At 68.4% G+C, this 11,419-nt stretch carries 8 protein-coding genes, 1 pseudogene and 1 riboswitch; of the genes and pseudogenes, 3 read left to right on the top strand and 6 right to left on the bottom strand.

Annotation, left to right across the window (positions count from 1 at the left end; translation table 11 throughout):
- Positions 1 to 125: 125 nt before the first annotated feature.
- Positions 126 to 1,307, bottom strand: coding sequence for an alcohol dehydrogenase catalytic domain-containing protein (locus tag IE274_RS21420; RefSeq protein WP_229909699.1), 1,182 nt, complete (start codon positions 1,305 to 1,307; stop codon positions 126 to 128).
- A 34-nt stretch (positions 1,308 to 1,341) separates the two neighbouring features.
- Between IE274_RS21420 and IE274_RS21415 the strand changes: the two genes are divergently transcribed.
- Together IE274_RS21415 and IE274_RS21410 are read left to right on the top strand one after the other, a co-directional pair.
- A complete protein-coding gene (locus IE274_RS21415; RefSeq protein WP_190117436.1) occupies positions 1,342 to 1,971 on the top strand; it encodes a HutD/Ves family protein in 630 nt (209 codons plus the stop codon).
- Positions 1,972 to 3,500: 1,529 nt separating this feature from the next.
- Positions 3,501 to 3,657, top strand: a riboswitch (cyclic di-AMP (ydaO/yuaA leader).
- A 4-nt stretch (positions 3,658 to 3,661) separates the two neighbouring features.
- The gene (locus tag IE274_RS21410; protein ID WP_190117435.1) at positions 3,662 to 4,417 is read left to right on the top strand and encodes a transglycosylase SLT domain-containing protein; all 756 of its coding nucleotides are present in this window, start codon (positions 3,662 to 3,664) and stop codon (positions 4,415 to 4,417) included.
- A gap of 136 nt (positions 4,418 to 4,553) precedes the next feature.
- Here IE274_RS21410 and IE274_RS21405 read toward each other — a convergent pair whose 3' ends face one another.
- The 3 genes from IE274_RS21405 to IE274_RS21395 all read right to left on the bottom strand — a co-directional run bounded on the left by IE274_RS21405 (position 4,554) and on the right by IE274_RS21395 (position 8,209).
- A complete protein-coding gene (locus IE274_RS21405) occupies positions 4,554 to 4,799 on the bottom strand; it encodes a hypothetical protein (protein WP_307822152.1) in 246 nt (81 codons plus the stop codon).
- Positions 4,796 to 7,057, bottom strand: coding sequence for a hypothetical protein (locus IE274_RS21400; protein WP_190117434.1), 2,262 nt, complete (start codon positions 7,055 to 7,057; stop codon positions 4,796 to 4,798). Before IE274_RS21400 ends, IE274_RS21405 begins: the two co-directional genes overlap by 4 nt.
- A 240-nt stretch (positions 7,058 to 7,297) precedes the next feature.
- The gene (locus IE274_RS21395; RefSeq protein ID WP_190117433.1) at positions 7,298 to 8,209 is read right to left on the bottom strand and encodes an alpha/beta fold hydrolase; all 912 of its coding nucleotides are present in this window, start codon (positions 8,207 to 8,209) and stop codon (positions 7,298 to 7,300) included.
- A gap of 802 nt (positions 8,210 to 9,011) precedes the next feature.
- Between IE274_RS21395 and IE274_RS21390 the strand changes: the two are divergent.
- A pseudogene (locus IE274_RS21390) lies at positions 9,012 to 9,224 on the top strand (transposase); the annotation flags it as partial.
- Positions 9,225 to 9,345: 121 nt separating this feature from the next.
- On the opposite strand, the gene IE274_RS21385 reads toward IE274_RS21390, so the two are convergent.
- Together IE274_RS21385 and IE274_RS21380 are read right to left on the bottom strand one after the other, a co-directional pair.
- Positions 9,346 to 10,083: a response regulator gene (locus IE274_RS21385; RefSeq protein WP_190117432.1), complete on the bottom strand. Its 738-nt coding sequence runs from the start codon at positions 10,081 to 10,083 to the stop codon at positions 9,346 to 9,348.
- The gene (locus tag IE274_RS21380; RefSeq protein WP_190117489.1) at positions 10,080 to 11,375 is read right to left on the bottom strand and encodes a sensor histidine kinase; all 1,296 of its coding nucleotides are present in this window, start codon (positions 11,373 to 11,375) and stop codon (positions 10,080 to 10,082) included. Before IE274_RS21380 ends, IE274_RS21385 begins: the two co-directional genes overlap by 4 nt.
- Positions 11,376 to 11,419: the final 44 nt, after the last annotated feature.

Raw genomic sequence — 11,419 nt, 5'->3', positions numbered from 1 at the left:
CCAACGAGCGGACAAGCCAACAGTCACACCATCAACCACTTCTGTTAGGACCTCTTAGCCGTGTGCCGCGCCACCGTTGTGTGTGCGCTGTCATGGGTCTCGTACAGGTCCCGTGATGGCAGTTGTCAGTCGAGGAGTACGCGTGGTTTGGCGGGCAGTTCCGGCAGTGCTTCTGGTAGGTCGTCGAAGGTGATGGGATGGCTGTAGGCGGCGAGGGGGCCGACGCTGTGGGTCTGGAGCAGGTGCAGCACGTCGGCGAGGTGGGGGGTGTCGGGGCGCCCGGTGGTGAAGGTGATGGCGTCCATGTACATGGTCATCAGCGGGAGCGGGGCCGGCTGGAAGCAGATGCCGATGCTGTGGCAGTGGCCGCCGGGAGCCGCTGCTTTCAGGGCCGCGGCCAGGCTTCGGGGGTCTCCTGCGGCGTCGGTGGTGACCGGGAACCGTCGTTGTCCGAGTTCGCGGGCGTTGTCCACGGTTGTGGCTCCGAACCCTTCGGCGATCGAGCGGCGTCGTCCGTCGCGGTCGACGTACATCACGCCGGCGGCTCCCAGGGATGCCGCGCAGGCGCAGGCGCAGCGGCCGTGTGTCAGTCCGCCCAGTACCGCGATGTCCTGCGCGGGGTGGGGTTGCAGGCCGTGCCGTACGGCGTCGCAGGCGTCGGTGAGGCTGTCGGAAGCGGCGGCGGCCGCCGATGGTGATACGCCGTCGGGCAGGCGCTGTACGTTGGCCTGCGCCCAGGGCACGGTGAACCGTTCGGTGAACATGCCGCCCCAGTTGCCTCCGAGGGGCAGGCCGAACATGGCGTAGCGGGGAGTGCGTTCGCATGGTGAGGGGCGGCCGAGCACGCAGCGGGTGCAGGTGCCGCAGGAGATGTGCCAGGGCACGACGACGAGGTCTCCGGTGGTGGGGGCGGTGCAGTCGGGGCCTGGTTCGACGATCCGGGCTACGCACTCGTGGCCCGGTGCGAAGGGCCCTTTGAAGGGTGTTGCTCCTGAGGGAAGAGCGGCTCCCGGTCCGGACGGCCCGCGCCGCCAGGCGCCGCCCGGTGCTGCCCGGTGCTGCCCGGTGCTGCCCGGTGCTGCCCGGACGGAGCAGGCGTCTGCGCCTTCGTGGCCTGGCGTCCGGGTCGTCCGGGTTGGCGGGTCCGTTGTCGTGCACCCGGTGGTGAGGCGCACCCTGCTCTGTGTACCCGGGCTGGCACGTAGGCTGGCGCGGGAATCAGTGGTCGCTTGCCTCGGTGTGCTCCTGCGGTCCGACGGACACCAGGCCCGGGTGGCAGTGGCCCGGCTGCGGCGGCGAAAGGCCATCGGGCAGGGCGAGGGAAACGGGAGGCGGCGTCGTATGGGCGTGGATGTCCTGCGCTGGAGCGAGTACCCCAGCGTGCCGTGGAAGAACAGCGGCGGCGTGACCCGCGAGGTCGCAGCGGATGCGATGCGAGCGCCGCTGGCCCCGGCGGAGCCCGTAGCGGGTTTCGACTGGCGGGTGAGCGTCGCGGACGTGGACACGCAAGGGCCCTTCTCCTCCTTTCCCGGGATCGACCGTGTGATCACCCTGGTCGAAGGCGAAGGCATGGTCCTCACCGTGGACGGCACACGGCAACCGGTCGCCCGGTTGGCCCCCTTCTCCTTCTCCGGTGACGCAGCGACAGACTGCGAGCTGAAGGCGGGCGCGGTCCGCGACCTGAACGTGATGACCCGCCGGGGCCGGGCAACGGCACACGTGCAGATCCTCCCCGTCACCGCCGCGCAGACGCTCACGGTGGCGTGTACCGGGGGTGAGGTCCTCCTCGTCATGGCCGTCACCGGAGGAATCACCGTCACCGCACCGGGCGCGCCAGACACAGCGGGCGCGCCAGACACAGCGGAGGCTGCGCTCGGCCGTCTCGACTGTGTACGTCACGAAGGACCGGGACCGCTGGCCCTGCGAGGCGACGGCACGGTGGCCGAGATCAGGATCACCCCGGCGCACTGACCGTCCCGGGCGTACTGACCGTCCCGGCGTACTACCCCGGGCGCGCTGACCATCCCGGCGTACTGACCGTCCCGGCGTACTGACCGTCCCGGGCGTACTGACCGTCCCGGCGTACTACCCCGGGCGCGCTGACCATCCCGGTGTGCTGACCATCCCGGTGTGCTGACCATCCCGGTGTGCTGACCGTCCCGGTGTGCTGACGGTACAAACCGGCACTCGCCTGTTGCCTTGTGCGGGTTGCTGAGCGGTGTGTGCGGGCGTTCGCTTCGGCCGGTGGTGCCGGTCTGCCGGATCTCCGGATCTCCGGATCTCCGGATCTCCGGATCTCCGGGATGCCGGATCTCCGGATCTCCGGGTCTCCGGGTCTGCCGGATCTCCGGGCCTGCCGGATCTCCGGGATGCCCGTGACGCGGCGTCATGCGCTGCGGGGCAAAACGTTGCTGGACCGTACGGAGCGCGGACGGTCCGGGAAGGGGCGGCGAACACAGGCGGCATGAGCGTCCAGGGCGCACACAGCGGTTTGTGCCACCGCACTCTCAGCCTTCCCATTGACCGGCTTTCCTCATGAGACATTGACCTGATGAGGTCCCAGATGCCCTGCCCCCCGGGTTGGCCGATGGAATTGAAGGGCTGCCAGGTTCTCTGCAGCCCCCTCCCGTTGCCGACGTCCCGTCAATTCCTTGCGCGCGGCCGATATTCCGTTATTCCGCCGGTTCCTCGCGTAAGGAGTTTCCAGGCCGCCGACAAGGCCGGTTCTTCATGGCGGAAACCAGGACCGCAACCTGCCCCCCCCCTTGGAATACGGCCAGTTGCCCCCCCTTCTGCCCTGTCCCGCCCCTCCAGCGGCAGTGGCCGTCAGGCAGATGCGCCGGGTGCGGATTTCCGGGAGTTGCCTGGCGGCTTTCCTGGGCTTCGTGCCCGGACGGCCGGGCGGCCGCTCCCCCGCGAGCGCCTCGTGGCCCAGGTGCCGCATGGCCGCCGCCTGTCCGTTCCACGGCCTGCCCCGCCCGCAGGCTGGCGCCGGATCATCCCGCGGCCCCCGGCCGAGGGCGCGACGTGCAGGGTTGCCGGCTTCACCGTGCCGTCCACCCCGCGCTTTTCAGGCCCGCCGGCGCATGGAAGGCCCGGCAGGATCCGGGTGAAACCACCCCCGCACAATGTCCGTCTTTGCGTTGAAAAGCTGCCTCTTCAGGTATTGGTGGCGTACGGGAAGTGTCGTCTGCATTGCGGAACATGGGCCCGAAATAGTGTGCTCTGATATGCCGCCGGACCGCATTCCAGCCCGTATCCCGTCCGGTGAAATGAGTCACACGCAGGGGCAGCGGCTTCGGGAGCCGCTGAGCGCGCTTCCGTTCTGCGCAAAGAAGGTTGGAGTTTTTGATCAAAGGAAGACGAGGGACGGCAGCCGCCCGGGACAGGGCTCGTTCATTCCTTCTTCGAATTCGGGTCTTGTTCCGTGCGGGTTTCCTCGCCTAGCGTCACCGGAAATCCGGACGGAACGCCGAATCCTGCCGCCGTCCGGAAACCCACCCACTCACCCACCTACGCACGGCAGGAGCGGGGGACCCAGGTAAGACGCCGGTCCGGAACCCGGAAACGGCTCGGGGTGAAGCCGCGCCCAGCAGCGCGGCCGGACATCTCCCGTCCGAACCCGACAGCTCACCTCGCAGGCGACGGAGAGGAACACGTCATGCCCGCACGGGGAAAACACCGCCGCCCCAAGTCCAGCCCGCTCACCCGCGGCATCGCCGCCGCAGGCACCGGCGGAGCCGTCCTCGCCCTCCCCCTGCTCAGCGCGACCCACGCCACCGCCGCGCAGGCCCACCCGGCCGCCACACCCGCCGCGGCCCCCCAGACCTACACCGTCGCCGCCGGTGACTCGCTCTCCACCATCGCCCGGGAACACTCCCTGAACGGCGGCTGGAAGAAGCTCTACCAGGACAACCGCGCCACCCTGGGCGACGACCCGGGAATGATCCGCCCCGGCCTCACCCTCACCCTCGGCGAGAAGGGCCCGGCCCGGCCCGCACAGAAGCCGGCTGCCTCCAGCAGGCAGGCGGATCGGACCGAGCGTGACAACGCGGTCGCCGCCGAGCCCGCCGTTGCCCCGGCGAAGAAGGCCTACACCAACAACCTCGACGGCTGGATCAAGGAATCCCTCGACATCCTGGCCCAGCACGGCATCCCCGCCTCCTACGAAGGCATCCACCGCAACATCATGCGCGAGTCCTCCGGCAACCCCCAGGCCACCAACAACTGGGACTCCAACGCCGCCGCGGGAACCCCCTCCAAAGGACTCCTGCAAGTCATCGACCCCACCTTCACCGCCTACCGCCTGCCCGGAACCTCAACAGACAGCTTCGACCCAGTCGCCAACATCACCGCCGCCTGCAACTACGCAGCCAACCGCTACGGATCAATCGACAACGTCAACGGCCCCTACTAACCCCCCAACCCCCCACCCCACCGGACCGGACCGGACCAGGTTGGACCAGGCCGGGCCGGACCGGACTGGACCGGACCGCAGCGGCAGGCACAGCCGGGCCGGACTGGACCGGACTGGGTTGGACCGGACCGGCAGTTCAACCGGATGCGGGTCGCAGATTGTTGATGAGCAGGCCGAGAGTGAACTCGAAGCGGTCGGTTCCGGTGCCGGAGATCAGCTCGGAGGCATGGCGTCGAGTCTGCGGGAACTTCTCGGCTGGCAGTGCGGTGAAGCGGTCCAACAACTCCTCGTGGCTGAGCACCCAAGCAGCGATGCGGGCGGCAACTTCGCGCTCGTCGGTTCTTAGGGTTTCGGTGTACTCGGCGGAGACGGGTGCGCTCATAGCCCGTCGAACACGGCGCTTGTTTCCTCATGGGAAAGCTCTTCGCGTCCCCAAGGAGCGGCAGTCGTTCCCCCGGGCTCCAGTCCGAACCTGCGTACACGGTCGAACTCCTCGGCTGGTCCGGTTCGGCGTAGCCGGTGAAGGAGCCGCTGCATCGACCACCGCGCTCCGATGGCGCAGCCCCGCCTGAGCTCGGCCTCGTCGTCCATCCCGGTATTGCGGGCCTCTTCGGCGGCGATCGTCGCCGCGGTGTCGGTCAGGTAACGGCCCGCTTCCCTCGGCAGCTCCCGTCGAGCCTGTTCCTGGACCTCGACCATCTCTCGAGTGCGGCCTTGGGCAGCGAGAACACTCAGCAGTGCAATGGTGCAATTGATGCGGAATTCGGTCATGTCCTGTGCAAGCGGCGGGAAGCTTGCCTCCAGCGCCGCCCGAAGGAGGCGTTCGGCTTCGTCATACTCGCCGGCGAGGCTCAGCAGTTCAGCGGAGCGTGGGTACCAGCTGCTGTTCGGAAGGAAGTTGTCCGGCCTGTCGCGAAAGTCGCAGACCTCCAGGCGGCGCAGGCAGGCTGTCGCGGCTCCGTAGTTGGCCCTGTCTGTGTGGTGTGAGGCCAATGCGAGGGTCGCTTCGACATCTCCGTCCCGCATCTTTGCTGCGGCCGTTGTGAGGAATTGGCGCTCCCCGCTGCGCTCGTCCGCTCGTCGGCTGCGGGAGTCCGCGTGCCTCCGGTACTGCTGTTCGCCAAGTACGACGACGAAGGCGGCGGTGAGACAGGTCATCTGCCCGGCGCTGAGGTTGCTCCGGCTGGCGTACGCGGCAAAGCCGGCCGTGTACAGCAGCGAGGGCGCGGCGCGTATGAGGCGCAGCAGCCACTTCTGGCGGGTGGTGGTCCGCTCCAGTTGTCCCTCACCGATGTGCCCCAGCAGGGTTAGCGCCTGCACTTGGGCGAGAGCGTCCCCACGCGTCGCGGCTTCGCCACATAGGCGTAGGGCGTACCGGTACAAGCCGCGTTGCATGGCACTCGCGGCCAGTTGGTGCAGAGAGGTGGCATCGGCGGAGTGGGCGTGGGTCAGGGTGCTGTCCCATAGTTCTTTGGGTCCCAGGCAGTTCGGCTTGGCGAGCACGATCTCTTGTGCGAGGTAGTCGGCCACGGCGTAGGCGTCTGTTGGTGGGCTGCCGGTGAGCCGCATGCGGGTGAGCGGGGCTGTGGCGTCGAGTACCGGTTCGGTGGCGTATGCGATTGCCTGGTCGAACCAGTCGTCGGGCAGTGCCGTGTCGGCCGGGAGGTAGCCTGCGGCCGCGGCGCGGAGCATCTCGTGCGGGAGGTGGGTGGTCCAGCCCAGTCGCCAGGTCTCCAGGGCGGCCGTCATCACCGCGCGCGTGATGTCGTCGGCGCTGTGGTAGCGGGTGACGAGTTCAGGGCCTGCGGCGAGGACTTGGGTGAGGCGTCTCGTGCCGGAGTGGGCGCTCAGGGCCGCTGCCAGAGGAGCGGAGGACACTGCCAGGCTTTCGGCATGGGTGAGTTCGGTCGGTGTGAATGTGTCCGGTACGTCGATGGCCGGGGCTGCGAGGCGGAGCAGGGCTCGTGCTTGTGCGTGTCTGTTCTGGCCGTCGGCGGCGGAGCGGATGCTGTGCCAGAAGGTGGGCCAGATGGTGCCGATGACGGCCACGGGTCCGGGCTCGCTCAGCAGATGGCGCAGGCGCTCGGCGGCCTGTTCGCCGGTTTCGCCCAGGAGGTGGAGGTTCAGGTTGTCCAGCCAGAGGACGGTGTGGGGCGTGATCGCGTCGCTGCCCAGCAGTGCTACGAGGCTCTCGGCGCTGGTCGGGGCGGCCAGTTGCCAGGTCGGGTAGCAGGAACGCACGGCTTCGTAGGCCGCTCGGGACTTGCCTGTGCATGATTTGCCCACCAGTACAGCCATGGAGTGGTCTGAGGCGGTCAGCCGAGTGGCAAGTTCGTGGTCGTGTTCGCGGATTACGTAGGCGGGCAGTCCTCCTTCGGCTTCCTTGATCGGGCGATGCACGCCTAACAGGTAGGGGTGGAGCAGGGCCTGTGCGACGGGCACGACTGCGGGCGTGGCGGCCCGAAGCCGGGCCGGGTCGGTGTCCCGGCCGAGATGTAGTGGCCCGTTCAGTGTCCCGATCTGGACGCTGGTGCCGATGCTGCTGTCGCGGATTTCGTTGTGTACGTGAGGCTGGTCGGTCTCTGCCCTGCGGGCTTCGGTTTCGTTACCGCGGTCTTGAGCCTTACCGTCGTACGCCATCGGCCACTCCCCCGGGAAACAGCGTAGCGACGCAGGGACGGCGGCTCCGTGAGGTTCGGGGTACGGACCACCGGACTCATAACGGTCGACCTCGGGCCCGTGGGCCTCGTCGTGGCCGACGCGGTCACCATGCTCGGCGCGCCCTTCGAAACCGCCGACGCCGCCGACACCGCCGACACCGCCGACACCGCCGACGCCGCCGACACCGCCGACACCTCCAACTGGGACCCATGCTCGGCGTCACGCCAGCGGTGTGTGGACCGCGGCCGGGCCCAGGCCGGTCGCGGGGCCGTCGGTCTTGTCCACGGGCAGTCGGCTGCCGGACCCTCGGAGGGCGTCGGAGCAGGTGCGCTCGATCGCCGACACGACGACTGACGAGTGCCGGGTGGGCAGACGATGACAGCCTCGCGGGACGACGTGCAGTTCAGCGGTGGGGACCTGCTCGGCCAGGCGGTGTGAGTGGACGGGCGGAACCGTGGGGTCCTCCTCCCCCACCAGGATGTGCACCGGGACCCGCTGCAAGGCCCCCAGCTCGGTGGCGTCGTGGCGCATCAGTGCTTTGAACCACCGCCCGGCGACATCCATGGGGGGCTGTGTGCTCAGCCGCGGCTGCCAGAGGTTGTGCAGGCGCAACGCCACGCCGGGGGCGTGAATGCACAGGCTGGCCATGGCGTGGCGCAGCAGGCCGACCAGCCGCGTCCGCAGCGGAAACCCGGCGGCAGCGAGGTCGAGGCCGCCACCGCTGGTGGCCACGAGCAGAGCCGCGATCACCTTCTCCCCGAAGAGGCGGGGGCGGGAAGCGGCCAGCGTGAGAACCGCGGCACCCCCCATGGAGTGGCCGACGAGGATGACCGGTACGTCCCCGGGCGCGGTGGCGGCGATGACGGCCTGGATGTCGTCGGCCAGCAGCGACATCGCCGGCCGTGCGGTGCCGGTGGTGGAGCGGCCGTGTCCGCGCTGGTCATAGCGCACGATGAGGGTGGACGGGCGGTTCAGCTGTTCCACGGTCTTGTCCCAGATGGCGGAGGTCGCCTGCCATCCGTGGGCCAGGACGATCACCAGGTCAGGGTCGTTCGGCCCATGCAGGTAGAGAGCCAGGCGCGCGCCGTCGGGCCGGGGCAGGCCGACGAGGGTGCAGGGGATCTCGGGCACGAACGTCTCCTTGGTACGGATGGCAGCACGGCTGCCCGGGGCGAGCGACGGCGACACGGCACGTCCTGCACGTCCTCGTACGGCAGGACCTGCCGGATCGCGCCCTGCCACAAGTGGCAAGGCACACGAACAACAGACGCAGAAAGACACGGCACTGGTTGTGGAGAGACTCGGCTGCCATCCGGCAGATTAGGCAGCTCACTGACCCATGCGTACGTCTCTTGGCAGGGATTGGTCAGGAGAGGGTTGCTTCTGAGTCGGGGGCGCGGCGGGGAAAGCCACCGATCACCGACTTCGCCACCGCCTCGGGCACGATCTGCCAGGCTGTCGACCGCCCCGCCGCAGCATCTCACCGGATGGGCAGTCGAGGATGGCGTCGGCGCCCTCTTCACGGGCGGTCTGCCGACGGACTGTGTGACACGAACGCCTCAGGCTTGTTTGTATCGGGTAGAGCCCGGCAGGGATGGCAGAGTCAGGGAACAGGCCATCCAGTGTCGCCTGCTCACCGCAGCGCAACAGCCCGCATCACCCACATGAAGCACCGAGAGAGCTGACCCGCAACCTGACGTCCTGCCATCTGCATGTCAGTGTCTGAGGGCTCTGGCGCTCGTTCCGTGGACACTCCGCTTTGAGTGTCGCCCACTCATGCCGGTGCGCGGTGGATCAGGCGCACCTCGTGGAGCCAACTTCTGCGCCGCTCTCGTCCCCTCAACCCCGAGCCTGTGAGCAAACAGCCGAGGTCACTTACAGCGGCTAACACAATGAGCTGGATCGCTGCTGCTGACCGTGCCTACGTGAGGAGTTGAGCGTTCCGTCCGGTGTGGAGACGTCGCCGTGGATCGTGCCGGATGAGCTGTGGGACCGTGTCAAGCCGCTGCTGCCGCAGCGCGAACGGCGCTTCCGACACCCTGGTCGCAAGGCGTTGCCTGACCGGGATGTGCTGTGCGGGATCCTGTACGTACTGCACACCGGAATTCAGCGGGAGTACCTGCCCAAGGATATGGGCTTCGGCAACGACGCAGTCAGACACAGCGCCGAACTCATCCAGCACATCCTGCTCGGCCTCCAGCCCCGACCGGACACAAAATAAACCACCCGCCCCTCACAACCGCCCAACAGAGCGAACCACCCGCACTTCACAACTGCCCGGCGGACCGCTCAACCTCCTCCCCCTCACCAGCACTCACCAGCCCCGTCTCATACGCGACAATGACCGCCTGAACCCGGTCACGCAGCCCCAGCTTCCCCAGAATCCGCGCCACATGCGTCTTCACCGTCGCCTCCGCCACACACAGCCCAGCAGCCAACTCAGCATTACTCAGACCCCGCGCCAACAAACCCAAAACCTCCAACTCCCGCGCCGTCAGCAAACCCAGATCACGATGCACAACAACACCCCCACCACCACCCCGAGCAAACCGCCCCACCAAACGACGAGTAATCGCAGGAGCCAGCAGAGCATCACCAGTACGGACCGTACGGACAGCCGTCGTCAGCTGCTCAGGGGTGACGTCCTTGAGGAGAAAGCCGCTGGCCCCGGCCGACAACGCCGCGTAGACATACCGATCAAGATCAAACGTCGTCAGAATGATCACGCGGGGCGGGCCGGAGAAGGGAGTCTGTCCCGCCCCACCAGAGTGGGGAGTCCCAGGGACGCCGAGGATGCGACGGGTGGCCTCCAAGCCGTCCATCTCAGGCATCCGCACGTCCATCAGAACCACATCGGGACGCGTACGCCGAGCCGCTTCGACCGCTTCCGTTCCATTCGTCGCCTCGGCCACGACGTCAATGCCGTCGGCACCGAGGATCAGCCCGAACCCGGTGCGGACCAGAGTCTGGTCATCGGCAAGGAGTACACGCAGCGGTTCCGTCACGATGCCTCCAAAGGGATCAGCGCCTCCAAGGGGATCAGCGCCTCCACACGGTAACCACCCGTCAAACACCGGCCAGCGCTGAGAGATCCATCATGAACGGCGAGGCGCTCACGCAGACCGATCAGACCCCGACCGCTTCCCGTAGCCACACCCGCATCACCACCACTATCAACCACCTCCACCCGAAGCCACCGCGGGGCGTATTCGACGGTCACGGCGGCGGAGGCGCCGGACGCGTGCTTCACGGTGTTGGTCAGGGCTTCCTGGACCACGCGGTAGGCAGCGAGTTCGAGGCCGGGCGGGAGGGGGCGGGGCGGTCCTGTCACGGTCAGGTCGACGGGCAGCCCGGTGTCCCGGACCCGTCCGACCAGTGTTTCCAGCTGGTCCAGGCCGGGTTGCGGGGCCAGGTCCGCCGCCGTGTCGGCCAGGGCTGCACCGCCGTCCGTCCCCGCGTCCTGGTCGGTCATGGTGAGCAGTCCCATGACGTGGCGCAGTTCGGTCATGGCGGCCCGCCCGCCCGCTTCGGCAGCGAGCAGCGCCTCGCTCGCCTGGTCCGGGGAGGTTTTCATGATCTTGCGGGCGGCGCCCGCTTGGATGATCATCACGCTGACATTGTGCGTGACGACGTCGTGCAGTTCGCGGGCGATCCTGGCCCGTTCGTGCTCGACGGCCCGGCGCAGCGCCTCGGCCTGTTCGCGTTCCAGAGCGGAGAGCCGGGTACGGCCCTCGTCGGTACGGAGTTTCCAGGTGCGCAGACCGACGGCGGCGACGGCCATCGGGACCAGGATCAGCAGGGCGATGTACTCGTTGGGGACGATCGGTGTCACCGAGTTCCCCGAGGTGCCGACCAGGACGACCGCCACCGGCAGCGCTGCCAGGGTCGCCACCCGGTACGGGCTGTACACGGCGGCGCTGTAGACGGCGATGACGAACGCGTAGAAGGTCAGCCTGAGGACGCTCTGCGGTGTCGCCAGGGTCGCGGCCGTCACGATGCACAGCACGGCGAGCGGGTGGCGGCGGCGTAGCGCCAGGGCGCCCGAGGCGATGGCCGCGAGGGTCACCATGAAGGCGAGGCCGCCGGGGCCGGAGGGACGTGCCATGACGTACTCGACGCCGGGTGCGATCTGGCGCACGACGACGTTGTCGGCGTTGTCGATGCCGTAGTAGACGGTGGCGATTCCGAGTGTCAGTGCCACCAGCATGTCGAACTGCCAGGCGCGCCGGGTGGGTCGCAGCGGTGGGCCGCTCGGCAGCCTGGCGTCGCGGGCCGTCCTGCGGGCGGCTTCCCGCATGCGCTCCAGCGTCGTCCGTATGTCCGTCACCGGCTCATTGTCGC

This window comes from Streptomyces flavofungini, from assembly GCF_014650815.1.
Classification (GTDB): Bacteria; Actinomycetota; Actinomycetes; order Streptomycetales; family Streptomycetaceae; genus Streptomyces; species Streptomyces flavofungini.
The sequence above is the reverse complement of the archived record's forward strand: the minus strand, read 5'-3'. Positions and strand labels throughout refer to the sequence as shown.

Excerpts from the sequence above, each read along its gene's own strand:
- IE274_RS21420 (WP_229909699.1), bottom strand. The coding sequence starts at position 1,307 with ATGGCCTTTCGCCGCCGCAGCCGGGCCACTGCCACCCGGGCCTGGTGT.
- IE274_RS21415 (WP_190117436.1), top strand. The coding sequence starts at position 1,342 with ATGGGCGTGGATGTCCTGCGCTGGAGCGAGTACCCCAGCGTGCCGTGG.
- IE274_RS21410 (WP_190117435.1), top strand. The coding sequence starts at position 3,662 with ATGCCCGCACGGGGAAAACACCGCCGCCCCAAGTCCAGCCCGCTCACC.
- IE274_RS21405 (WP_307822152.1), bottom strand. The coding sequence starts at position 4,799 with ATGAGCGCACCCGTCTCCGCCGAGTACACCGAAACCCTAAGAACCGAC.
- IE274_RS21400 (WP_190117434.1), bottom strand. The coding sequence starts at position 7,057 with ATGGCGTACGACGGTAAGGCTCAAGACCGCGGTAACGAAACCGAAGCC.
- IE274_RS21380 (WP_190117489.1), bottom strand. The coding sequence starts at position 11,375 with ATGCGGGAAGCCGCCCGCAGGACGGCCCGCGACGCCAGGCTGCCGAGC.